General features: G+C 48.8%; 22 protein-coding genes and 2 pseudogenes. 14 read left to right on the forward strand and 10 right to left on the reverse strand.

The annotated features are described in order from the left end of the window. Positions 1–177 precede the first annotated feature (177 nt). Both RW114_RS12265 and RW114_RS12270 read right to left on the reverse strand, forming a co-directional pair. Positions 178–324, reverse strand: a pseudogene (locus RW114_RS12265) (IS110 family transposase); the annotation flags it as partial. Positions 325–526: 202 nt separating this feature from the next. Further along, the gene (locus tag RW114_RS12270) at positions 527–3,097 is read right to left on the reverse strand and encodes a chemotaxis protein CheW (protein WP_340123047.1); all 2,571 of its coding nucleotides are present in this window, start codon (positions 3,095–3,097) and stop codon (positions 527–529) included. Between the two features lie 704 nt (positions 3,098–3,801). Between RW114_RS12270 and RW114_RS12275 the strand changes: the two genes are divergently transcribed. Together RW114_RS12275 and RW114_RS12280 are read left to right on the forward strand one after the other, a co-directional pair. Next, a complete protein-coding gene (locus tag RW114_RS12275; protein WP_340123048.1) occupies positions 3,802–4,989 on the forward strand; it encodes a PilT/PilU family type 4a pilus ATPase in 1,188 nt (395 codons plus the stop codon). Positions 4,990–5,256: 267 nt separating this feature from the next. Beyond that, on the forward strand, positions 5,257–6,693 hold the full coding sequence (locus RW114_RS12280) for a PilT/PilU family type 4a pilus ATPase (RefSeq protein WP_340123049.1): 1,437 nt from the start codon (positions 5,257–5,259) through the stop codon (positions 6,691–6,693). 168 nt (positions 6,694–6,861) lie between these two features. Here the strand turns inward: RW114_RS12280 and RW114_RS12285 are convergent, their stop codons facing one another. The 3 genes from RW114_RS12285 to RW114_RS12295 form a co-directional block, all read right to left on the reverse strand. Further along, positions 6,862–7,128 (reverse strand): Txe/YoeB family addiction module toxin, encoded by a 267-nt coding sequence (locus tag RW114_RS12285; RefSeq protein WP_340123050.1) that lies wholly within the window; start codon positions 7,126–7,128, stop codon positions 6,862–6,864. Then, a complete protein-coding gene (locus RW114_RS12290) occupies positions 7,122–7,364 on the reverse strand; it encodes a type II toxin-antitoxin system Phd/YefM family antitoxin (protein ID WP_340123051.1) in 243 nt (80 codons plus the stop codon). Before RW114_RS12290 ends, RW114_RS12285 begins: the two co-directional genes overlap by 7 nt. A 185-nt stretch (positions 7,365–7,549) precedes the next feature. Further along, positions 7,550–7,882 (reverse strand): hypothetical protein, encoded by a 333-nt coding sequence (locus tag RW114_RS12295; RefSeq protein WP_340123052.1) that lies wholly within the window; start codon positions 7,880–7,882, stop codon positions 7,550–7,552. A 134-nt stretch (positions 7,883–8,016) separates the two neighbouring features. On the opposite strand from RW114_RS12295, the pseudogene RW114_RS12300 reads away from it, so the two are divergent. The 6 genes and pseudogenes from RW114_RS12300 to RW114_RS12325 all read left to right on the forward strand — a co-directional run bounded on the left by RW114_RS12300 (position 8,017) and on the right by RW114_RS12325 (position 14,107). Next, positions 8,017–9,009, forward strand: a pseudogene (locus tag RW114_RS12300) (integron integrase). A gap of 141 nt (positions 9,010–9,150) precedes the next feature. Then, positions 9,151–10,197 carry a tRNA (5-methylaminomethyl-2-thiouridylate)-methyltransferase gene (locus RW114_RS12305; protein ID WP_340123053.1) on the forward strand — a complete coding sequence of 349 codons (1,047 nt, stop codon included), beginning with the start codon at positions 9,151–9,153 and terminating at the stop codon, positions 10,195–10,197. Further along, entirely contained in the window at positions 10,194–10,424 is a 231-nt protein-coding gene (locus tag RW114_RS12310) for a sulfurtransferase TusA family protein (RefSeq protein ID WP_340123054.1), read from the forward strand. Before RW114_RS12305 ends, RW114_RS12310 begins: the two co-directional genes overlap by 4 nt. Before the next feature lie 78 nt (positions 10,425–10,502). Then, positions 10,503–11,648, forward strand: coding sequence for a cation diffusion facilitator family transporter (locus RW114_RS12315; RefSeq protein ID WP_340123055.1), 1,146 nt, complete (start codon positions 10,503–10,505; stop codon positions 11,646–11,648). Between the two features lie 13 nt (positions 11,649–11,661). Further along, positions 11,662–12,876 (forward strand): bifunctional glutamate N-acetyltransferase/amino-acid acetyltransferase ArgJ, encoded by a 1,215-nt coding sequence (gene argJ / locus RW114_RS12320; protein WP_340123056.1) that lies wholly within the window; start codon positions 11,662–11,664, stop codon positions 12,874–12,876. Positions 12,877–13,135: 259 nt separating this feature from the next. Further along, positions 13,136–14,107: a Nudix family hydrolase gene (locus tag RW114_RS12325; RefSeq protein ID WP_340123057.1), complete on the forward strand. Its 972-nt coding sequence runs from the start codon at positions 13,136–13,138 to the stop codon at positions 14,105–14,107. A 150-nt stretch (positions 14,108–14,257) separates the two neighbouring features. Here the strand turns inward: RW114_RS12325 and RW114_RS12330 are convergent, their stop codons facing one another. Beyond that, positions 14,258–14,611 carry a HepT-like ribonuclease domain-containing protein gene (locus RW114_RS12330; RefSeq protein WP_340123058.1) on the reverse strand — a complete coding sequence of 118 codons (354 nt, stop codon included), beginning with the start codon at positions 14,609–14,611 and terminating at the stop codon, positions 14,258–14,260. Next, the gene (locus tag RW114_RS12335; RefSeq protein ID WP_340123059.1) at positions 14,604–14,894 is read right to left on the reverse strand and encodes a nucleotidyltransferase family protein; all 291 of its coding nucleotides are present in this window, start codon (positions 14,892–14,894) and stop codon (positions 14,604–14,606) included. Before RW114_RS12335 ends, RW114_RS12330 begins: the two co-directional genes overlap by 8 nt. A 188-nt stretch (positions 14,895–15,082) precedes the next feature. Here RW114_RS12335 and moaA point away from each other — a divergent pair, with 188 nt between their 5' ends. Together moaA and RW114_RS12345 are read left to right on the forward strand one after the other, a co-directional pair. Continuing rightward, positions 15,083–16,090: a GTP 3',8-cyclase MoaA gene (gene moaA / locus RW114_RS12340; protein WP_340123060.1), complete on the forward strand. Its 1,008-nt coding sequence runs from the start codon at positions 15,083–15,085 to the stop codon at positions 16,088–16,090. A gap of 263 nt (positions 16,091–16,353) precedes the next feature. Continuing rightward, positions 16,354–17,679, forward strand: coding sequence for a DEAD/DEAH box helicase (locus RW114_RS12345; RefSeq protein ID WP_340123061.1), 1,326 nt, complete (start codon positions 16,354–16,356; stop codon positions 17,677–17,679). A 28-nt stretch (positions 17,680–17,707) separates the two neighbouring features. On the opposite strand, the gene RW114_RS12350 is transcribed toward RW114_RS12345, so the two are convergent. Continuing rightward, positions 17,708–18,007 (reverse strand): DUF2288 domain-containing protein, encoded by a 300-nt coding sequence (locus RW114_RS12350; protein ID WP_340123062.1) that lies wholly within the window; start codon positions 18,005–18,007, stop codon positions 17,708–17,710. Positions 18,008–18,128: 121 nt separating this feature from the next. Between RW114_RS12350 and RW114_RS12355 the strand changes: the two genes are divergently transcribed. Together RW114_RS12355 and RW114_RS12360 are read left to right on the forward strand one after the other, a co-directional pair. Beyond that, a complete protein-coding gene (locus tag RW114_RS12355) occupies positions 18,129–18,926 on the forward strand; it encodes a TPR end-of-group domain-containing protein (RefSeq protein ID WP_340123063.1) in 798 nt (265 codons plus the stop codon). A gap of 36 nt (positions 18,927–18,962) precedes the next feature. Further along, entirely contained in the window at positions 18,963–19,361 is a 399-nt protein-coding gene (locus RW114_RS12360) for a lysozyme inhibitor LprI family protein (protein ID WP_340123064.1), read from the forward strand. An 8-nt stretch (positions 19,362–19,369) separates the two neighbouring features. Here RW114_RS12360 and RW114_RS12365 read toward each other — a convergent pair whose 3' ends face one another. Beyond that, positions 19,370–19,936: a DUF1415 domain-containing protein gene (locus RW114_RS12365; protein ID WP_340123065.1), complete on the reverse strand. Its 567-nt coding sequence runs from the start codon at positions 19,934–19,936 to the stop codon at positions 19,370–19,372. 70 nt (positions 19,937–20,006) lie between these two features. Then, complete coding sequence (locus RW114_RS12370) at positions 20,007–20,483, reverse strand: CBS domain-containing protein (RefSeq protein WP_340123066.1); 477 nt, start codon at positions 20,481–20,483, stop codon at positions 20,007–20,009. 194 nt (positions 20,484–20,677) lie between these two features. Between RW114_RS12370 and adk the strand changes: the two genes are divergently transcribed. Together adk and RW114_RS12380 are read left to right on the forward strand one after the other, a co-directional pair. Continuing rightward, on the forward strand, positions 20,678–21,316 hold the full coding sequence (adk, locus tag RW114_RS12375; protein WP_340123067.1) for an adenylate kinase: 639 nt from the start codon (positions 20,678–20,680) through the stop codon (positions 21,314–21,316). 171 nt (positions 21,317–21,487) lie between these two features. Next, the gene (locus RW114_RS12380) at positions 21,488–22,510 is read left to right on the forward strand and encodes an aspartate-semialdehyde dehydrogenase (RefSeq protein WP_340123068.1); all 1,023 of its coding nucleotides are present in this window, start codon (positions 21,488–21,490) and stop codon (positions 22,508–22,510) included. Positions 22,511–22,549: the final 39 nt, after the last annotated feature.

Raw genomic sequence — 22,549 nt, forward strand, 5'->3', positions numbered from 1 at the left:
CTTGTTGGGTAGCGATCGAGTGACCAGGACGGCTGGGGCAGCCGCAGGCATCAGCGGTCGCGTGATTTTTGCCGCTTGTTGGGCAGGGATGCCCATAAAAGCTGTCGCAAAAATAGCGACTCCCCGCCGTTTTGCAATCTTTTTCTCTTTGATCGCTACGGTCAGCCAACCCAGTTGCTACCCTATATCCGGCCTGTTAATGAGATCTTTGCTGCCTCTGGCCCAGACGACTCGTGCGTTCTTGTTGGCTACCGCCACCGCCGCGATGTTGGCATTACGCCGTTTTACCAAGTCGTTGATCCAACGACTCTGGGCGTCGTCTTTCTTTGGCCGGCATGCGTTTTTATTAGTGGCATGAGTGATGTACCACACGGGATGTTTAGTCACCTGCTGAGACGGTTGTTTAGCTTTTATATTATCGGGATTCCCTTGGAGCCGTGGGAATCAGGAATTTATGTTTTATAGGGGCTGGAGTCTGTCCTCCTTTACCCCAAGTATTGATAAAACCATCCGCGAGCAGATATAGTTATTGCTTGCGAACCGACGCAAGAATCAGTTCTTGATTCAATACGATAAGCATTTTTCCGGACGTGTTGCTTTCAGGGATGTTGACCAATGATTTTACGTAGCCACCGTCACCACGCAATAATTCATTAACCGGCTGAACTTGCGATGTTTCAAAGCTCGGAATTGCATCAAGTCCGTCAACCAACAGGCCAATCGGGCCTGCTTGGGTCCGGACAACAATGATTGCACCGCTATTCTTTTCCAAGCTATCCGAATCAACGGGCGTGTTGGTCAGAATCCGGCCGCTGATGACGATGATCGGGATTTTTTCGTTGATGCCGTCGGGGCTGTTATCGCAATACATGACGCTGCCGACGATATAGGATTTCACGCCGGGCAGGCTGTTGATCATCGTAACATCCATGGCTTCCAACACGTCGGCGGCAAGAAATGCGTAAACTTCCGAGCCGATGTAAAACGTTGCCAGATCGACAACATCTCCGGTTATCGGCTCTTGCGGGTAAGTGATGGCTACGCGTTGTTCGGAACCGGTAGTCTCGGCTTTCTCGCCGATCGGAATAAACACGAACGCAGCGACATCGTTATGATAGTCCCCTGTGGTTTTAAACTCGCGGTATCCTCGCGACGAGTAACAGCCGACCGCATAGTACTTTTTGTTATAAAGCACGATCTTGGATTTTCCTGTGCCTTCTTGCAGCTCAAAAAATTCAGGGTCTATCCAAAGAATCTCGCCGTTCTGGTAATTGGAAGCTTCGGTTGCTGCAATAATGCGGCCGCTGGGCCGTTCCACAAACAGGCCGAAAGCGCCGGGTTTGTCGGGTAGGCAATCTTCAAGCATGTGCTTGAATTCGGGCGTAGAGTCAAAAACGATGCCGATGCCGCCGACCACTTTGTTGATGTCGTCAATATGGCGGATCGCGGCATTGTAAACATAGGTGGGATTGCTTCCATACAGCCAGGATTCTTCAAAGGGCGAGACCCGGTATTCCTGCGGCGAGCGCAAGGAAAAAGTCTCCTGCGCGTACGAGGCATGCACCTGTCTGCCTACGGCATCCATGGGGTCGTTATGCAGATTGGACTCGGCGACGATAGTGCCTTTGATGTCGTAGATAAAAAGGCGCGTGTAGACGGTGTAAAGCTTGTTGATGTAGACCAGGATGTCGGTGATTTTGGCTTTATCATTGGCGCTCAGGCGGCCTTCGGAGAGAATGCGCCGGATTTCCGAAGTCAGCGCCCACCACCGGCAATCATTGCTGCGCTCGTACAGGTTGCGATCCATAATATCGATCATCAGCCGCGCGATGGATTCGGCATTGCGCAGTTCGGAGGTAATCATCGTGGTATGCAGCTTGCTGCTGGAGTCGGCAAGCGCTTGCGCAGTTCGAGCTCCCATCGAACGAAGCTGTTTTAGAATCGCCTTCAGCGATAACAGGTTGCCGTGCTCGTTAGTCGCCATGACCTGACCATTCCAGATCACGCGGTGCAGAAACAGGTTGATGTCTTCGGCGGCGTCGGCAATGAGGCTCGACAGCTCGGTAGACAGCGAGTCGCCATGCTGGAGAATTTCGGCATTGATCTCCTTGTCGGACGCGGAAAAACCGAATGCCGACTGCAATGGAATCATCGCGTGTCCGTACCATTCCTGTCCGGTATAACCCTGGTAGGGACGGCCTCTGTGCGTTACCGACAGATATTCGCGTCCGGCAAAGTCGAGCATGCCGTAGTGATCTCCTTCAGGAACGGCTTCAATGACGCGGCCGATCGGTACATGGTCGTAGTCGCTGGTGGCAATGACGACCGAGTCGGCATCCAGCAGCAACATGACAGCTTTGTCTCCTTTCTTTTGCAGGCTGCGAAAGATGCCTTTCATTTCGTTATCAAAACGAAACGATAAACACAAAACGCCGATCACCGAATCATCGACCGGATCGACGATGCGTTTCGAATAAATAAGAGCCCGGTCTATGCCCGGGCGGAGATTGGTTTTGCCAAAGGTTTCGACATAATCCTCTATTGAGTGCAAGGTCTGGCGGATAATCGGGTCGAAAATGCTTTGAGTGACTGTGGGCGTGTTGCGGTCAAGTCTGGCCAGTATGCGGCTGTCGGTATCCAAAATGATAATATCGTCGTATACGGTATATTTTAAGCCGTATTCGTCAAGCAGTTGGTTAAGTGAATTTATATCGGTTCTTTCGCCGCTTACGGAGGCCAGCACAAAATTGCAGATATCGGCGTTGGTCGCCAGAAAGCCGATGTCTGCGGTGCGCTCATACAGGTTGCGTACCAGAATATCTATCGATACTTGCGCTTTGGATTCGAGTTCAAGACAGGTCTTTTTGATTTCTTCGGATACCAGCTGGCTGGTCAGTTTGCTTTCAAGATCGGCAAAACCTTTTTTTGTCGCTTCCATCGCCGGCAGTATGGTGGCGGCTTCTGTGGGGCAGCTGATTTCCGCAATGGCGGAAACCAGTCCCCAGGTTCCATTCAAATCGCGGAGAATTTCCTTGCACTGGGCAACGCTCCGAATATAGGGGGAGAAAGTTTCGAAACGTTCAGTTTCTGACAGCATGTGATTTATCCTTAGTTATGCGTTAAAAATGAAACAATACATTTTTGATGTAAAGCAATAAGCAAGCCATAGTTCCTGGAACCTTACGCAGCTAAGGTTTTGAGAGGATGTTGTTAAAACCGTATCTTAGGTGACGCACAAGAATGGTGCGTTAAATCAGATGTTGATTGCTAATGTTGTGCGACTGGCGGGGTGTCCAGGTAAGCCAGTCTGTCGTTTGGCGACCCTGGTTTTATGTCTGTTTCCATGCAGCTGCTCTGAATTGTCTAGCTTTTATGCTATCGGGATTCGACAAAAAGGATTGTTTTTCGACGCCGATCAGCATGATAAGATTAATCTTTCCCGCACTCATCGTTAGCGGAGTCAATCTATTGAATTAATAGGATTGTTTTTTTTCGAGTTCTTCGTGCTCTCTGTGGCGAATAATCTTTTTTCCTGAATTGGATAATACTTTCACCGTCTCAATAGAAAGGGAACCGCTCGCTATACTGTGGACGATCACCAGCTGGCTGGAATTACCGCCGGAAAGATTAGGCGCGTTCCAAATCAGTTTGCCGGGCTAAGCTATGCTGTTGTCCGTTTTGGATAAAACCCAACTGGCAGGTGTTTTTTTAGGTATCTTTAAAAATTAAAATTATAATCAAGGGGTATTATTCCATTCAGGATAAAACCAATTATAGACAACCAATACAGGGGGGAAGTCAATGGAAAGAAAAGAAGCGATGGACTTTATGATTAAGTTATTAAAACTTATGTTACATAAAGAAGGGTCTGATTTATTTATTACCGCCGGTTTTCCACCTGCAATAAAAGTCAAAGGCAAAATGTCACCGGTTGCGCAGCAGGCATTATCGGCTAATGATTCCAAGGCCCTGACGCAGTGCATCATGAATGACAAGCAGCTTAAGGAGTTTGAAGAAACGCAAGAATGTAATTTTGCGATTGCGCCTGCCGGGTTATCCCGGTTCCGGGTTAATGCCTATGTTCAGCAAGGCTGCCAGGGCTTGGTTATCCGGGTAATTGCCGCAGAAATACCCAATTTCGATCAATTGGGATTGCCGTCTGTTTTAAAAGAAGTGATGATGAACAAAAACGGCCTGGTTATCATGGTCGGCGGTACCGGCTCCGGTAAATCAACGTCTATGGCAGCAATGATCGACCATCGTAATGAGAACAGTTACGGCCATATCATCACCCTGGAAGACCCTATTGAATACGTGCATGCCCATAAAAACTGTATCATCATGCAACGAGAAGTCGGCGTCGATACCAAGAGCTGGGAAGCGGGGTTGCATAATACCTTACGCCAGGCTCCCGATGTTATTGTGTTGGGAGAAATTCGTAGCGCCGAGATTATGAATTACGGCTTGGAGTTCTCTCAAACCGGCCATTTGGCCTTAGCTACCTTGCATGCGAACAATGCCAATCAGGCTATCGACCGGATTTTAGGTTTCTTTCCTATTGAGAGCCAGACGAAATTGATGCAGGATATTTCGGTCAATTTACGCGCCATTATTTCTCAGCGTCTGGTTAAAACCGTTGATGGTGGGCGTTGTGCAGCCATTGAGATTTTATTAAATACACCGTTGATTTCGGATTATATCGCCAAAGGCGAGGCTTCCAGCATCAAGCCGTTGATGGCCAAATCCCGCGAACTGGGCATGCAAACCTTCGATCAGGCTTTGTTGGAACTTTATCAGGCGGGCAGAATAGATTACGAAGAAGCCTTAAGAAATGCCGACTCCCAAAATGAGTTGCGCTTGCAGATCAAACTAGCCTCCGGTGAAGACCGGTCGCTAGGCGGGCTTTCGTTGCAATCAAAAAATGATGGTGGCGATGAGGATGATAGTTTTCCATCAGAAAATATAACCAAGGAAATTGTTAGAAACTAAGGAATTACTGCTTAAGCGGGACAGAATTCGTGGTTTTTTCCTAAGCGGGACGGAGTTTGTAAACCATAGGTGCCAACTTAAGAGAAAAATCATTCCCGCGTTCCCACGCGGGAGTGTCGTTGCCATTAAGTTAGGCTGAAAAAGTGATGATTGAATATTGTGGGCGCGAATAAATTCGCGCCCACACAACGCCAAATCCTCAACTTAATGGCAGTGATGCAGGCAGTTTTTTAACCCCCTTTTTACCATACAAAACCAGATGCCGACATGAGCCTAACACCTTATTTAAAATTAATGCTGGAAAAAAAAGCGGATAGTTTGTCTTTAAAAGCCGGCTCTCCGGCACTCCTGGGATTAGCCGGGGAGGAATATCCCTTGGGCAAAAATGAGCTAAGCCCAAATATAATAAAAGAAATTGCCTTTGGTCTGCTTAATGACGCGCAGAAACAGGAATTAATCCAAAACAAGGCGCTAATGTTTAACTGCGCCGCGCCGGAGGGCGAGAAATTTACGGTGAGTGCCAAGTTTGAGGGTAGCGGCTTGGTGTTATTGGTCGTCCCGGACTCAGGACAAGTAAACATCGAACCTGCTGAGCCGGAAACGGTAAGTTATCAGATTCTGGGTGCAATGCCGGAAGATGGTTGTTTAAATATTCTTCCGTATCTGGCGGAAATGGCTAAATTGAATGCCTCCGATCTGTTTTTAACAGTTGGTTCGACGGTTAAAGTCAAAATTTCCGGGCGTGCTGTCTCCATGGATGACTTTCTGCTGACTCCCGAATTAACGCAATCGGGGGCTTTCGGGATTATGACCCAGGAACAACAAAACGAGTTTATTGTTGCCAGAGACCTGGATTTTGCGATCAGTCTGCCGGATGGCAGTGCGCGGTTTCGCGCCAATGTCTTTTATCAACGCAGAACCGTCGGTCTCGTTATGCGGCTGATTCCTTCGGTAATTCCTACCGGTAAGGATTTAGGCACGCCGGATATTTTAATGGAATTAATCATGGCCAAACGGGGGCTGTTATTAATGGTAGGCGGCACCGGATCGGGAAAATCAACCACGATGGCGGCCATGATTAACCACCGCAATGCTAATTCGGCAGGTCATATTTTAACTATTGAAGATCCGGTCGAATTTTCGCACCCGAACCTGAAATCAATCGTCAATCAGCGCGAAGTCGGCGTAGATACTGACTCGTATGCCAGAGCGCTAAAAGCCTGTTTGCGGGAAGCTCCCGATGTTATTTTAATCGGCGAGATTCGGGACCGGGAAACCATGTCGGCAGCTTTGGAGTTGGCTAATACCGGTCACTTATGCATCTCGACCATGCATGCAAACAATGCCAATCAGGCTATGGAGCGGGTAGTCAATATGTTCCCCCATGAATATCATCCGCAATTGTTTATGGATCTTGCCGTCAATTTAAATGGCGTTATTTCCCAACGCCTGATTCCCGATATAGCCGGGAAGCGCTGTGCCGCTATTGAAGTGATGATCAACACTCCGCATATAGCGAATCTGATTTTAAAAGGGGAATTAAATGAAATTAAATCGGCCATGACATCGAGCGGCAGCAAAGGCATGAAGACGTTTGACGACGCGTTGTTTGAACTGTACAAAACAGAAAAAATCAGTTTGGAACAAGCGCTGAAAAATGCCGATTCCAGTAATGACCTGGAAGCCAGGATTAATTTTGGCTGAGATAAGGGCTATAAGGTGGTTTCGCGCCAGCAAACCGCCAATTGATGCACAATATCCAAAATAAGCGATTAAAAAACCGCTAGCAAAATTAGTGCTGAGGGTCAGACAAGATCACCCCGATCACCGCGAAGGTATGTCCGAGTTGAACGTTTTTGTTATGTTCAATTTTCATTCGTAGTGCGTCCACAAACGAATGACTTTTATTACGTGCTCTTCTTCATAGATTTGATAGACAAGCCTATGTTGAATATTGATTCGTCTTGAATATGCACCGGATAAATCACCCACCAACTTTTCATATGGAGGTGGGTTTTGATACGGGTCTTCTTTTATCACTTCGAGAAGTGCTTGCGCTTTTTTCTTTAACCCAGATGCTGACAGTTTCTTAGCATCTTTTTGTGCTTGTTTGGTATACAACAGCTCCCAACTTACCAATCGAGCTCCTTAGAAGATTCTGATAGGTCTTCCTTCATCCCCTCTTTTATTGACTCTCTCATTCCAGGTACAGAGAGTAGATGGAGAGTTTCAGCAATGGAGTTCCAGTCTTCTTCAGAGACAAGAACCGCATTACCCCTTTTCCCCGTGATTACAATAGGTTGGTGGGTTTCCATGGTCTCGTCGATTAGGGTGTATAGCTTAGAACGAGCTTCTGTAGCATTCAAAATAGTCATGATAAATACCTCCTTAATTAAGCGTACGACTATACGTACGGAATATCAAGAACTTTTTTGAACATAACGTAAAGGTAAGGGGCGCGCCGCTAAAGAAAGCCAAGCGAAGCCACTGAACCCGATAAAAAAACCAACCTTCAAAACCGCCTTAGGGCGGCGCGTCCCTTTGACCGCTATGTTAGGCATTAGGCATATGCTCGCACCAGAAGATAGCCTGCCAGCGGAATAAACGCGAAAAAAACAACGATACCGAGACAGCCTGAACCGGCACTGCCACGGCCACGGGAAAACTGAGGCGGCTTGGATTGAAGCCACTTGGCATGACACGCTGGGCAGAAAAACTTGGTTTTGTTGTTGCGCCATGCCTCGATGGTACGTTCGGTATGATGCGAAACTGCGCCGCAACGTGCGCACTTAAAGTGTTTTTCCTTGGGCCGACGCTTCGGCAGAAGCTTACTCACAAAGGACAGGATAATGACACTTGCGATAATAATTCCGAAGATAGCTTCCGATGACATTTGGCTCCCCATGCCTAACGTAATATATACGACAACAATTGTCCAATAATCCAGGCGATATGTCGTATAATCATTTTAATTAAAATTATCTTATTGTTTTTACTGGGCTAGAGTATAAGTCAAGGCGACAGGTCATGCAAACAAATACGACATCGGCACAACCCAAAAAATTACTCGACCAAGTCCGCGACAAAATTCGTTTTAAGCACTATAGCTTGAGTACGGAAAAAACTTACCTCTCCTGGATTAAACAGTTTATTTTATATCATCAAAAGCGCCATCCCTTGGAAATGAGTGCACTTGAGGTGGAGGCGTTTTTAACTTATCTGGCTACGCAGCGGCATGTGTCCAGTTCTACACAAAATCAGGCGCTGTCGGCAATTTTGTTTTTGTACCGCGAGGTGTTGGTCGTCGATTTGCCGTGGCTGGATAATTTTGAGCGCTCGAAAAAGCCCCGGCGTTTGCCGGTGGTGCTCACCATCCAGGAAATACAGGCCCTATTAAACGAGGCCTCCACATCACCGGAACCGATTGGCTTGATCGTCAAGTTATTGTATGGCACCGGTATGCGTTTGATGGAGGCGGTGCGGTTACGGGTGAAAGATGTTGAGCTGGAACGCAGGGAAGTTATCGTGCGTGACGGTAAGGGCGGCAAAGATCGGGTGACTATGTTGCCGGAGAGTCTGGTTGAATCGATGCGCGTTCAGCTGGCGTTGCGTCGGGAGTGGCACGAGCAGGATGTTATTCTGGGCAAGGTCGATGTGTGGTTGCCGGATGCGTTGGCAACCAAGTATCCCAACGCTTCGAAAGAATGGGGATGGCAATATGTGTTTGCGGCTAAAAACTATTCCGTCGATCCGCGCAGCAAATCGGAACGTCGTCATCATGTTGAAGAAAAGCAGGTGCAACGTTATGTTAAGCGGTCGGCTTAATCGGCGGGTATCGCCAAGCCGACTACTCCGCACACTTTACGCCACAGTTTTGCGACGCATATTTTGCAGGCGGGTTACGACATCCGCACTGTCCAGGAATTGCTGGGACATAGCGATGTCGCCACGACAATGATTTATACACATGTGTTAAACAAAGGCGGCAAAGGTGTGATCAGTCCGCTGGATCGGTTGTAGGCCGGAGTACGCCGTATCCGCTTGAGGAAAGGTAGTCATGATGTACATAGCGTACCTACGACGCCGGTACATGTAATTGAAAGTCACTTTGGAAAATAAGCCGGTACAATAGCCAACAATTTCAATTTTTTTTGAGTGAATATGAGTAAACAAAGAAAAGCAGTGGCGTTAATTTCCGGGGGGCTGGATTCAATGCTGGCGGCGAAAACCATCATGGAGCAGGGTGTTCATGTCGAAGGGATCAACTTCTTTACCGGTTTTTGCGTAGAAGGCCACACCCACGCGATCAGAGCCCATGACAAGGCCAAACCTAAACGCAATAACTCCTTATGGGTCGCCGAACAGCTGGGCATGAAGCTACATATCGTCGATGTGATCGAGGAATACAAAGACGTCCTGATTAACCCCAAACACGGCTACGGCGCGCACATGAATCCTTGCCTGGATTGCAAGATTTTCATGGTCAACAAGGCCAAACAGTGGATAGTCGAGAATGATTTCGATTTTATTATCACCGGCGAAGTGATCGGCCAACGGCCGATGTCGCAACGCAAAGCGACGATGCCGATAGTGGCCCGAGAGTCGGGTGCCGATGATTTATTATTGCGGCCTTTGTGCGCCAAGAATCTGCCGGCAACGCTGCCGGAACGTGAAGGCTGGGTCGACCGGGAAAAACTGCACGATTTTAGCGGACGCTCGCGCAAGCCGCAGATGGCGATGGCCGAGCAATTCGGCTTTGATGACTATGCCCAGCCTGCGGGCGGCTGCTGTTTTCTGACCGATGCCAGTTATTCGTCCAAACTGGTCGATCTATGGAAAGCGCGTGACGGCGATAAACAATATGACCTGGACGACGTGATGCTGCTGAAAGTCGGCAGGCACATCAGGCCGGAGCAAAATTTTAAAGTCATCGTAGCCAGGGAAGAAGGCGAAGGCCGTTTTATGCAGGGTTACAAAAAAGAATTTATTACCCTGAGTTGCGCCAGTCATCCCGGTCCACTGGTGCTGGTGGATGGCTCGCCTTCCGCCGAGGACTTGTTCCTGGCCGCAAGAATTACCGCCCGCTACGGCCAAGGGCGCGATGCGGAACAAGTCGATGTGAGTATTACTGACAAGGACGGCTCCGAACGGATTATTCAGGTCAAGCCTTTTGCTGCGGACGAAATTCCACAAGAATGGTTTATATGAACAGGGAAATTCTCAATGCCCGCCGCCTGCTGTGTCCGTTGCCGGTCATTCGCACCCAGGATAAGGTCAAACAGCTTAAAGCGGGCGATCAGCTGGAGGTTATCTGTACCGATCCGGGTGTGATGCAGGACATTCCGACCTGGTGCCGAATCAATGGCCATAAGGTACTGGAAACCATTTCAGGTGATCATGAATACATTATCATTCTGGAAGTGGGAGATTCGTAAGTTGGACTGCGCCTAACCCAACCTACGAGCCATTTCAGGCAATCATGAATACATTATTATTTTGGAAGAAGACGAATAATGGCTGAAGTTTCAGATGCCGTAAAAATGGATAAACTAAAAGCCAGGGCCAGCTATGTCGGGGCGGCGATTAATGTTCTCCAGACGCTGATCAAAATCGGTTTTGGCATCCTTGGGCAGTCGGCGGCGCTGATTGCCGACGGTATTCATTCGCTATCGGATCTGCTCAGCGACCTGCTGGTGATTATTGCGGTTAAGTTGGGCAGTCGCGAGGCTGACCATGAACACCCTTATGGCCATCGTCGCTTTGAAACCATCGCGACGGTCATTTTGGGGGGTAGCTTAATCGCGATCGGCGGCGCTATCGTCTGGTCGGTCATGGAGCGCATGGCGGATCCCGAGCATCTGCCTGTGCCCAACGTGTTGTCATTGGGCGTTGCGACCCTGTCAATCCTGATTAACGAATGGCTATACCAATACACCAAGCGCATCGCCAAAAAGACCCGGTCCAAATTGCTGCTGGCCAATGCCTGGCACCAGCGCAGTGATGCGATCTCATCGCTGGTGGTTTTGTTCGGCATAGGTGCGGTGATGATGGGCTATCCGTTGGCTGATGGCGTTGCGGCCGTCGTAGTCGCATTGATGGTGGCTAAAATCGGTTTGAACCTGGTGCTTGAAAGCATCAAGGAACTGGTCGATACCTCATTGCCGCCCGCACTGGTCGCCGACATCAGAACTGCCATTCATGCGATTGACGGCGTTGAAGGCATCCATTTATTGCGTACCCGGCAAATGGGCGAGGATGCATTGATCGATGCGCATATCGTCGTTGATCCACGCATTACTGTTTCTGAAGGACACATGATAGGCGATAGGGTCAGGGATGACTTGATCAGGCGTTTTGACGACGTGATGGATGTGCTGGTGCATGTCGATCCCGAAGATGACGAGAGTTTGCAAGAGCAATCCAGGCCGCTGTCTCGCGGGGAAGTGCAGCGATTGTTGAATCGCTATCTGGTGGACGTTAAGTTGGTTATAGATGATTTTAGAATCCATTATCTGGACGGCCAGATAGAAGTGGAATTGATTTTACCTTTTGCGATCAGTGAACAGTCGCAACAGTTAGAGGCTCTAAAAAAACAATGCCAACTGATGAGCACGGAAATTAAAAAAATCGATAACGTGTTTGTGTTTTTTAAGGTTTAACGAGGCTTAACTTATGGCAGTAGGGCAATGCAGTTTCCCGACCATGCACGAAGTACCTGGAATGACGCTGGGTACCGCATGTGCAGGCATCAAACAAACCGTCAGGGATGATATTCTGGTGATACAAATGGCCGAGCATTCGACCTGTGCGGCGGTTTTTACCCAGAACGCATTTTGCGCTGCGCCCGTGCATGTGGCAAAAGCGAATCTGGCTCATAGTCCGCGCTGGCTGCTGATTAATTCCGGCAATGCCAACGCCGGCACCGGCGAGCAGGGCATGAAGGATGCGTTGGCGACCTGCGCCGACCTTGCCAAAGTCGTGGATGGCGCAGCAACCCAGGTGCTGCCTTTTTCTACCGGCGTGATCGGCCAGCCGCTGCCGGTAGAAAAAATCAAAGCCGCCTTGCGGGAAGCTGTAAGCAACCTGAATACCGACAACTGGGACAAGGCCGCCCAGGCGATCATGACCACCGACACCTTTGCCAAAGGCGTATCCAAGGTCATCGAAATTGAAGGTCAAACCATCATCATCAACGGCATTTCCAAGGGCGCGGGCATGATCCAGCCCAATATGGCGACCATGCTGGGCTTTATCGCCACCGATGCGAAAATCGACCAAGTCTTGTTGCAAAACTGCCTGGCGCTGGCCGTTGAACAATCATTCAACCGCATTACCGTTGATGGCGACACCTCGACCAATGACGCCTGCGTATTGATGGCAAGCGGTTGCTCGCTGGCTCCCGAAATCAAACAGGACAGCAAAAATTATAAGATTTTTGCCGATGCGGTGATGGCCGTCTGCAAACAACTGGCTGAAGCCATCGTCAGGGACGGCGAAGGCGCAACCAAGCTGATGCGCATCGTGGTCGGGCAGGCCTTGACCGATGCAGAAGCCGTGCGCGTCGGTAAAACCATCGCCCATTCGCCGCTGGTGAAAACCGCTTTTTTCGCCAGCGATCCGAATTGGGGACGGATATTGGCGGCAGTCGGCCGCGCCGGCGTCGAAAACATGGTGCTGGAAAACGTGCAACTGTATCTGGATGATGTCTGCATCGTCAGAAACGGCGGCAGAGCCGACGATTACACCGAGGAAGCCGGGCAGCGGGTGATGAACCAGGAAGAAATCACCGTGACCGTCAAACTGGGTCGCGGCGATGCTGTACAGGAAGTGTTAACCTGCGATTTGTCGTATGAATATGTGAAAATCAATGCGGAATACAGGACTTAAAAGCAGGTGAAAGGTACAAGGTGAAAGATGCCGGAGCGTAGAAAATAATAAGACTTCGTCATCCCGGCAGGGAATGCCGGGATCCAGTAGCCATGGATGGCAGCTCCAGAACTTGCTAGCCGTTTTTAGTTACATGAACCCCATTTTGATTTATTTTTTCACATCCTTGTGTTCTGGATTCCGGCAATCCCTGCCGGAATGACGGTATACCTCAGAAACTTGTGTATTACGATGACCGTTCCTGCGTCCCACTAAATATATGAATCCACTCCAAGTCGCCGTAGGCGTAGTCAAAAACCCGGAAGGAAAAATCCTGATTTCCCTGCGCCATGCCGATTTGCACCAAGGCGGCTTATGGGAATTCCCCGGCGGCAAGATTGAAGCATCGGAAACAGCGAAATTTGCTTTGGCTCGTGAACTCAAGGAAGAACTCAACATCACCGTAACAGCGGCAACCCCGCTGATTACCATCAACCACCAGTACCCCGACCGGTTCGTACAACTCAACGTTTTCTTGGTCGAGCAGTTTTCAGGCGAAGCTAAAAGCTTGGAAGGCCAGCCGTTTAAATGGGTAACACCGGCTGAACTGGAACACTACGTATTTCCGACCGCCAATCAGCCCATTATCACCGCCGCCCGGTTGCCGCATCATTACGCGATTCTGGATGACGCAGATGAAGCCGTGCTATTGCCTAACCTGACAAAGCTATTGAACCGAGGCGTCAAACTGATCCAGGCCAGATTGAAAACCCTGCCGCCCGCCGCCGTCGCAAAGTTTATTGAACAGGCTTACCCCTTATGCCAACAGCAGCAAGCCTTGCTGTTAATGAATTCCGCCGTTGACTGTTCAGTCGAAGTGGACGGCATCCACCTGACCAGCCGTGACTTAATGGCCCTTCGGCCTTGCTCAGGACAGCCCTTTTGGCTACGCTCAGGACAGGCTTTGACCACGCGCTCCGGAAACAGCAAGTGGCTCGCCGCGTCATGCCACAACCTTGAACAACTGCAACAGGCGCAAAAAATAGGCGTGGATTTTGTCGTTCTGGCCCCGGTACTGGCAACCCAAACCCATCCGGGTGCCGCATCTCTGGGCTGGGAGCAATTTGCCGATCTGGTCGCCAAGGTCAATATGCCTGTCTATGCCCTGGGCGGCATGACCGAAACCAGCCTGACTACGGCGCAGCAAAGCGGAGGCCAGGGAATAGCTGCGATTAGGGCGTTTCTGGATTGAGAGCCGTAGGATGGGGGGCTGTACCGCAAATCCCGTCCCGCTTGAACGATAGGTTAGGGCAGTAGGATGGACTGAGCTTGCGAAAGTCCATCGTTCGGGATTGATGGCAGCCGCTAAACGTCGGCACATGACTATTTGGACAACATACGCTTATATTTCTGTTTTTTGTAGGTGCTGCAACAGCGGTAACAATGCGGGAATATCCGTCTGGATAATGCTCCACAAAGTGTCGTTATCAATCCCCAGATAACCATGAATTAACCGGTTACGGGTAGCGATGATCATCCGCCAGGGAATTTGCGGGCTATTTTGGCGGATTTCGTCGGGAATATGGGTGGCGGCTTCGCCGATTAATTCCAGATTGCGCACGGTGGCATCGTAGTTTAAGCCGCTAGCGACAAAACGCTGCTGATCAAAGCCATCGGTATAACTGAGTGCTTTTTCGGCGAAGGAAATCATATCGTCCAGATAAAAACGCCATTCACGTTCTATCGGTTCAGACATTGATGGCTTCCTTTTCAATAAATGGGCGTAGCTCAGGGCGCAAGGCTTTTTCGGTGACCAGGTCGACCTGACAACCTAGCTGGTCTTCCAGATAAAACTGCACGCCAAAATAGCGCGCCGAGGTGGCGGGGCCATCAAACCCAACCAGAATATCCACATCGCTATTGTCACGGGCATCATCGCGTGCGGTTGAGCCGAATAATGCCATTTGGGTAACACCAAACTGCTGTGTCAGTATGGGCTTTATTTTTCTGAGTATGGTCAGGGCATTGTTGCGTTTCATGGTGGTTTTCTATCAATGATGCAAGCTATCAAGAGGCAGTGTATGTTCAATATACCAAAAAAATCGCGGCCGACCGGTGGAAATATTAAAGACGCCGTTAAGCGCGGTAAATCAGGTTAGCAGATGCCCTCTATAAAACGCCAATACTATGTTAATATTAGCGTCTTGGATTTTTTATCGCCTGTCTAATGACTCAAACGCCCCCTCCCACTCAATTAATCGACCGTTTCGGCAGAACTGTCGATTATTTAAGAATCTCGATTACCGACCGTTGTGATTTCCGTTGCCTGTATTGCATGGCTGAAGACATGACGTTTTTGCCGCGCGCGCAGGTTTTAACGCTGGAAGAGCTTTATACCCTAGCGCAAGCATTCGCTGAATTAGGGGTAAAAAAAATCAGAATCACCGGCGGCGAGCCTTTGGTCAGAAAAGGTGCGCTGGGATTGTTGCAAAATATCGGACGTATCGAAAGTCTGACTGAGCTGGTAATAACGACCAATGGCTCTCAACTTGAAACAATGGCCGCGTCTTTAAAAGACGCGGGTGTAAAACGCATCAATATCAGCCTGGATACGCTGGATGCCGACAAGTTTAAGGCGATAACCCGAACCGGCGATTTGCAGCAGGTGCTTAGAGGTATTCAAGCCGCTAAAGTCGCAGGATTCGAGCGGATAAAAATCAATGCGGTCATTCTTAAGGATAGAAATCATCAGGAAGTCAATGATCTGGTTCAGTTTGCGGTCGATAACGGCATTGATATCAGCTTTATTGAGGAAATGCCGCTGGGCATCGTCAGTCAGCATGACCGGGCGGAGGCCTATTATTCCAGTGCTTTGATCAAGGCCGATTTGGCACAAAAATTTGTTTTAGTCGCTACCCCTGAAAAAACCGGCGGGCCGTCGAATTATTTTAATGTGGCAGGCACACAAAGCCGCGTCGGTTTTATTTCTCCTCACAGCGAGAACTTTTGCAGCAGCTGTAACCGGGTGCGCTTGACCGTTGAAGGGCGGCTGCTGCTATGTTTGGGCAATGAGCATTCGGTCGACTTAAAGCAGGTCATCAGGACTCATCCGGGCGACATGGCGGCGCTGAAACAGGCCATTGTTGACGCGATGCTGATCAAGCCGGAAAAACACGAATTTAATATTAACGAGCAGCCGGTTATATTGCGCTATATGAGTATGACGGGAGGCTAAGGACGAAAGGCGAAAGGCAAAAAAACTTAGCCTTTCGTCTCTAGTCTTTTGTTTCAAGCGGAACAGGGTTTGTAACCCGTTCCTAACGTTTCTGAGATGTCTACGCTAAACAGTTACACTTAACCAAAGCAAAACGTTTCGGGCAGGGTAACATGCCCCGCCCGGCTGGAGGCTAAGGACGAAAGGCGAAAAAATCCCCTTGAACCCTTGGCCTTTCGCCCTTAGCCCTTTGCCTTCTTTCCCCTTTACCTGAGATTTAAACAATGTCTTTCGCCCAGCTCGGTTTAACCGACGAACTCCTTAAAGCCGTAGCCGATCAAGGCTATATCACCCCTACACCGGTACAACAAAAAGCCATTCCCTTGATCCTTGACGGTAAGGATGTATTGGCTGGCGCGCAAACCGGAACCGGTAAAACCGCCAGTTTTACCTTGCCGTTATTGCAACGGCTGGCTGAAAATCATGATCCGCATCAAAAGCCGCGCCGGGTTCGCGCCTTGATTTTAGTGCCGACCCGTGAATTGGCCGCGCAGGTCTATGAAAGCGTCAAAACCTACGGCGCGCATTTGCCGTTGCATGTGGAAGCGGTGGTCGGCGGTGCAAGTATCGGCATCCAGACCCGTCAGTTACGCCGGGGTTGCGACATCGTGGTGGCAACGCCGGGGCGCTTGATCGATCACGTGCAGCAGCGCAATATTAATCTGTCCAACGTCGAAGTACTGGTGCTGGATGAGGCGGATCGTATGCTCGATATGGGCTTTTTGCCCGATATTAAGCAAATTATGGCGCTTATCCCTAAGAAGCGGCAAAGCCTGCTGTTTTCTGCGACTGTGCCTAATACCATTAAATCTCTGGCTTCGCAGTTGTTGAACAATCCCGTTGAAGTCGAAGTCGCCAAGCAAAATGCCACGGCTGAAAACGTTTCGGAACGTGTGTACGGAATCGGTCGTGAGTACAAACGCGAGTTATTGTCCTATCTGATCGGCAGCAATAATTGGAAGCAAGTGCTGGTGTTTGTGCGCACCAAACAGGGCGCTGACCGTCTGGAAAAACAGTTGATTGAGGACGGTATCCGCACCGCGGCGCTGCATGGCGATAAAACGCAGGGCGCACGCAACAAGGCGTTGGAGCAGTTTAAAACCGGTAAAGTTTCGGTATTGGTTGCTACCGATATTGCCGCACGCGGGCTGGATATTGATGACTTGCCGCATGTGGTGAACTTTGATTTGCCGCATGTACCGGAAGATTATATTCACCGGATTGGTCGAACCGGACGTGCCGGTGCCAATGGTGAAGCCTTGTCGCTGGTATGTCCGGAAGAAGCCTATATGCTGGTGGAAATTGAAAAACTGCTCAAGCGGCAAATTCCGCGTGTCGCTGATACCGGCTATGAGCCGGTATCGTTAAAGGTCAATGATGCGCCTAAAAAGAACGCGCCCCATAAAACGACCGGTAAAAAGGATTTACGGCATACTAAAAAACCTGCGGTTCGCGGCGCTAAACCGACGGTTCGTGGCGTTAAGCAGCCTGACAGCAAGCGGATCGAAGCAAGAGGTAAGGGAAGATCAGGTTCCAGGGGCAAGGATTAAGCTAAAGTAGCGGATTAAACGGTATGGGTTATTGTTGGACCAGTATCCAGGGTTTTACCACAACAGCCCATACTTCGGCATCGGCCTTAAACCAGTCGGTTGCCTGCTGATCGGATACCAGCGCTACCTGATTGCTTTGCATCCAGGTAGCAACCTGACCTTTATGGTCAATGGAAAATTGGTAGGCCACGTCGACTAAATCCAGGTCTGGGGCGACGAATACTGCAGTACCGCTAGCAAAAAAACGTTGCAATTCTTTCCAGGCAATTTGTGAGGTTTCCAAATTTACTTTTTCTTTGGCGATATCGCAACAGTTTGATTCGTACATGTTTTTCTCTTTATAGTGTTCCGGTAATCTGATACGTACAGATTTTGAATGGTGTTGTTATCAGCTCAGCTGTTATTCTATATCGTACGATTATAAACTACTAAATCAAGAGAGATAAATCATGTCGTTTTTTGACTCAATAACAAAAAAAGCTAAGTTGAAAGCTGCTATCAAACAAACAACCGAAGCGCGCAGCAGCGAAGGCGCTAAGGCTGATCAATTATTTAATAAGGTCTATCATGATTATGCCGAGGTCGTCGCTAACGAGCCGTTAATTGCCGAGGCATTATATAACTGGGGATTTGCTTTGCTGCATCAGGCGAGGACCAAGTCTGGCGATCAGGCGGCCAAGCTCTACCAGGATGCCATTGCCAAATTTTCTTTTTGCCTGACTATTGAACCTGCCTATCTTGGTGCGGCTATCGATGGCGGCGTGGCGTTCATGGAATTGGCGCGGATTAAAGCGGTCGGACTTAATGATGGTTTGTATGCAAGCGCCCAGAGCTATTTTGAAAAAGCCAACGCGATACAGGCCGGATCGGCTTCTTATAATTTGGCCTGTATCTATGGTTTGCGCGGCGATAAAGAAGCGTGCCTGACCGCACTGGAAATCTCTAAAGGGAAGGGCAGTTTGCCGGCAGCTGTCGACATACGTGAAGATCCTGATCTTAACGGCGTTAAAAATCAGGATTGGTTTGTGGCTTTTATGGAGTCCTTAAATAAGGTTCCGGGAGCTGAGACTAAAATTAACGAAGCAGTTGTTGAAGCTGTTGTTGACGATGTGCAGCCTGACGTTGCGGTTAAAAATGACGCTGCCGCTGTGGACCCATTCAAGGCGGCTGTTGAAGAGGCGCCTGTCAGCGATGAAACTGAAGTTGCGGTTGAAACTGTTGTCGCCGCAGCAGCAGAGATCAAGTAGTATGCTGTTTTATAGCAAGGCTGTAAGGGTGCGATGATGTCTTTTTTTAAATATGCAGCGATTGCCGGGTTAATGGCTGCAATAGTTCAGCCGGCCGGTGCAGCTGACGAGGATTTAAGTCAAACATTTTCGACCTGCATGGATCAGTCCGGCGGCGTCACTACAGCAATGATTGAATGTATGGGCGCTGAAACCGAACGGCAAGATGTTCTGTTAAATCAAGCTTATAAAGAGGTGATGGCCAGCCTTTCTTCCGAACGTAAGCAGCAATTGCAGGAAGTTCAGCGTTTATGGCTTAAATACAGAAAAGCCAATTGCGATTTTTATTACGATCCCGATGGCGGTACCTTGGCTCGCGTTAGCGCAAATGACTGTTTCATGTCTGCGACTGCCGCGCGGGCTAAGGAGTTAGAGGCTTTTAAGCAACAAGACTGAGCCGCTTCTTATGGCTTAACCGGATAACACCCCGCTAATAAAGCCTGCATTTTGGCCAAGCCCAGCTTTCGGGTTAATTCAATATTATGTTGTGGGATGCTTTCTGGATCGGGGTGGCTGGCTATGGCCCTATCTATACTGGTTTCCCGCAGCAGATGTAACATCGGGTAAGGCGAGCGGTTGGTGTAATTTGCCGCATCGTCAGGATCGCTGCCTTGAAAGCAGTAATCGGGATGAAAGCTCGCCAGTTGGTAAACGCCCTCATAGCCCTGTTCAATTAACAAGGATTCGGCGATTCCAACAAAGTCCAGATAGTCGTCGAATTCCGTAAACGCATCGGCATAAATCAGTAGCGTGGTTTCAATGTCTAAATCAGTATCCAGCCGAGCGCATTCGAGTATCAGATGCAGTAGGCAATTTTCAATGGTGGTATCGTGATTGACGCTGAAATGAATGCTGCCTCGTTCCAGTTCACGCTTTGCGAATGGGCAGATGCCGTAGTCAATGATAACGGACTTCAGCCAGGCCTGTGTTGCGGCATTAATAGCTTGATCTGGAAGTGTTTTATGGGTCATGGTTGGTTGCCGGTTAAAACAAAAAAGCCCCATTACACCGGGGCTTTGGGATTACGCAAATTGCATCGCTTTATTTATGGCTGACGCCGGCTGCGATTCTTTGCTCCCGTGTTTCGTCCGCTTTTTCGATTTTTGAAAAAACGCGGAGTATGTCGGTGGAGGATAGAATGCCGACCAGTTTGTTATCTTTATCGACGACAGGCAATGCGCCAATCTTATGTTCGGCCATGAGTGCAGCCGCTTCCGATGCGTAGGTGTCACGGTTAACGGTTATGACTCCCCGGTGCATGATATGTTGCACTTTTTTAGGGACGACATGAAGCTCTGTCGTGCCGGTTCCGGTTGTCGCTTCAATGGCTTGAGAGTTGCTTTTTGGACCTAAGGCTTTGTACAGATCCCGGTCCGATACAATCCCGATAACTTTGCCTTTTTCAACGACGGGTAAGTGACGAATTCTTTCGTAATGAATTAAGAAAAAGACACGATCAATCAAGTCGTGCTGCTCGACTGTAAATACTTTTGAAGTCATTAAATCTTCAACACGCATTATTATTCTCCTGAATGTAAAAAAATCGATAAGAATAGGGACATATAGGTATTTTTACAAGAGATAAAATTTGATGTGTTATAAAATGGTCCGTTATGTTTTTGTTTGGTTTTGTGGGTCGGATTAAGCTAGTCCGATTCCTACGAGTGTTATTTAGAGTTTACATCTGTCCTAGCGACACAATGGAGTTAGTTATGCATGTCATCCTGTTAGGGAGTCCCGGTTCCGGCAAAGGAACTCAAGCGCAATTTATTACTGAAAAATATGCTATTCCGCAAATCTCAACGGGGGATATGTTGCGAGCCGCAGTGCGGGCGGGAACGCCGCTGGGTGTTGAAGCAAAAAAAGTGATGGATGCCGGCGGCTTGGTTTCCGATGACATTATTTTAGGCTTGATCAAGGAGCGTATTACCCAAGCCGATTGCGCTAACGGCTTTTTGCTGGACGGCTTTCCCCGCACCATTGTTCAGGCTGAAGGCCTAAAGGAGATGGGCGTCAGCATCGATACGGTTATTGAAATCGTGGTGGAAGATGAGGAAATTGTCAAACGCATGGCTGGCAGAAGAGTGCATTTACCATCCGGGCGTACTTATCATACTGAGTTTAATCCGCCTAAAGTTGATGGCGTCGATGATGTGACCGGCGAGCCTTTGATTCAGCGCGATGATGATAAAGAAGAAACTGTACGCAAACGACTCAGTGTTTATCATCAGCAGACTAAACCTTTGGTTGGCTATTATTCGGCGCCAGAGCAGCAGGTCAAGTTCAGTTCGATAGCAGGTGTCGGCAGTGTTAGTGATATCACCAAAAAGGTTTTTGCTGTTCTGGCATAGGATGGCAGGCATAAAAAAACGTAGTGATCATCGGTGTTCAAATCTCAGGATAAAAGGTTTTAAAGTTAATGACAAAGAAAGATGTAGTTTTACCGGCTGATAGTTATATAGGTTCCGTTGCGATGCAATTGATGCGCGCAGCAGTTTCTGTTGCCCAGAAGGGAGCTTAAGATGACCAAACTATATAATGTTGCCGTGGTTGGTGCTACCGGTGCAGTAGGTGAAGCCATGCTGTCTCTTCTGGAAGAGCGCGATTTTCCTGTCGGCGAGGTTTATGCCTTGGCCAGCAGCAATTCGGCAGGTAAAAGAATCTCTTTTAAAGGCGGATCATTAGTCGTAAAAGATTTGGCTAGCTTCGATTTTTCAAAGGTGCAAATCGGTTTGTTCTCGCCGGGTGCCTCTGTTTCGGCAGAATATGCGCCAAAGGCCGTCGCTGCCGGTTGTATAGTTATTGATAATACTTCGCAGTTTCGTTATGACGATGATATCCCGCTGGTAGTGCCGGAGGTCAATCCCGAAAAAATCGCCGACTATAAAAATCGTGGCATTATCGCTAATCCGAATTGTTCAACCATTCAGATGTTGGTGGCGTTAAAACCTATTCACGATGCAGTGGGAATTTCGCGTATCAATGTCTGTACCTATCAGGCTGTCTCGGGTACCGGCAAAGAAGCGATAGAAGAATTGGTTCGGCAAACCACCAGTTTGCTTAACATGCAGCCCATTATCATCAATGTCTATCCCAAACAGATTGCTTTTAACGTGTTGCCGCAGATTGACGTATTCATGGACAACGGTTACACCAAAGAAGAAATGAAGATGGTGTGGGAAACTCAAAAAATCCTGGGTGACGACAGTATTTTGGTTAACGCAACCGCAGTGCGGGTTCCGGTTTTTTACGGACATTCCGAGGCGGTGCATATCGAGACCCGTAAGAAAATTGATGTCGCTACAGTAAGAGCCTTGCTCGAACAAGCGCCCGGTGTGACGGTTATGGATGAACGTAAAGACGGCGGTTATCCAACGGCGGTTACCGAGTCATCAGGCCATGATGATGTGTTTGTAGGGCGTATCCGGGAAGATATATCGCACCCGCAGGGAATTGATTTGTGGGTGGTGGGTGACAATGTTCGAAAAGGCGCGGCATTAAACAGTGTGCAAATAGCAGAAGTGCTGGTAAAAAATTACATCTAGTCTAAGCTTGTCTACATATTTGACTGGACGCGGTAAGAA

It is taken from the genome of Methylobacter svalbardensis (genome assembly GCF_037671525.1).
Classification (GTDB): domain Bacteria; phylum Pseudomonadota; class Gammaproteobacteria; order Methylococcales; family Methylomonadaceae; genus Methylobacter_A; species Methylobacter_A svalbardensis.

Coding starts and splice junctions, on each gene's coding strand:
- RW114_RS12270 (WP_340123047.1), bottom strand. CDS start 3,097: ATGCTGTCAGAAACTGAACGTTTCGAAACTTTCTCCCCCTATATTCGG.
- RW114_RS12275 (WP_340123048.1), top strand. CDS start 3,802: ATGGAAAGAAAAGAAGCGATGGACTTTATGATTAAGTTATTAAAACTT.
- RW114_RS12280 (WP_340123049.1), top strand. CDS start 5,257: ATGAGCCTAACACCTTATTTAAAATTAATGCTGGAAAAAAAAGCGGAT.
- RW114_RS12290 (WP_340123051.1), bottom strand. CDS start 7,364: ATGACTATTTTGAATGCTACAGAAGCTCGTTCTAAGCTATACACCCTA.
- RW114_RS12295 (WP_340123052.1), bottom strand. CDS start 7,882: ATGTCATCGGAAGCTATCTTCGGAATTATTATCGCAAGTGTCATTATC.
- RW114_RS12305 (WP_340123053.1), top strand. CDS start 9,151: ATGAGTAAACAAAGAAAAGCAGTGGCGTTAATTTCCGGGGGGCTGGAT.
- RW114_RS12310 (WP_340123054.1), top strand. CDS start 10,194: ATGAACAGGGAAATTCTCAATGCCCGCCGCCTGCTGTGTCCGTTGCCG.
- RW114_RS12315 (WP_340123055.1), top strand. CDS start 10,503: ATGGCTGAAGTTTCAGATGCCGTAAAAATGGATAAACTAAAAGCCAGG.
- argJ (WP_340123056.1), top strand. CDS start 11,662: ATGGCAGTAGGGCAATGCAGTTTCCCGACCATGCACGAAGTACCTGGA.
- RW114_RS12325 (WP_340123057.1), top strand. CDS start 13,136: ATGAATCCACTCCAAGTCGCCGTAGGCGTAGTCAAAAACCCGGAAGGA.
- RW114_RS12330 (WP_340123058.1), bottom strand. CDS start 14,611: ATGTCTGAACCGATAGAACGTGAATGGCGTTTTTATCTGGACGATATG.
- RW114_RS12335 (WP_340123059.1), bottom strand. CDS start 14,894: ATGAAACGCAACAATGCCCTGACCATACTCAGAAAAATAAAGCCCATA.
- moaA (WP_340123060.1), top strand. CDS start 15,083: ATGACTCAAACGCCCCCTCCCACTCAATTAATCGACCGTTTCGGCAGA.
- RW114_RS12345 (WP_340123061.1), top strand. CDS start 16,354: ATGTCTTTCGCCCAGCTCGGTTTAACCGACGAACTCCTTAAAGCCGTA.
- RW114_RS12350 (WP_340123062.1), bottom strand. CDS start 18,007: ATGTACGAATCAAACTGTTGCGATATCGCCAAAGAAAAAGTAAATTTG.
- RW114_RS12355 (WP_340123063.1), top strand. CDS start 18,129: ATGTCGTTTTTTGACTCAATAACAAAAAAAGCTAAGTTGAAAGCTGCT.
- RW114_RS12360 (WP_340123064.1), top strand. CDS start 18,963: ATGTCTTTTTTTAAATATGCAGCGATTGCCGGGTTAATGGCTGCAATA.
- RW114_RS12365 (WP_340123065.1), bottom strand. CDS start 19,936: ATGACCCATAAAACACTTCCAGATCAAGCTATTAATGCCGCAACACAG.
- RW114_RS12370 (WP_340123066.1), bottom strand. CDS start 20,483: ATGCGTGTTGAAGATTTAATGACTTCAAAAGTATTTACAGTCGAGCAG.
- adk (WP_340123067.1), top strand. CDS start 20,678: ATGCATGTCATCCTGTTAGGGAGTCCCGGTTCCGGCAAAGGAACTCAA.
- RW114_RS12380 (WP_340123068.1), top strand. CDS start 21,488: ATGACCAAACTATATAATGTTGCCGTGGTTGGTGCTACCGGTGCAGTA.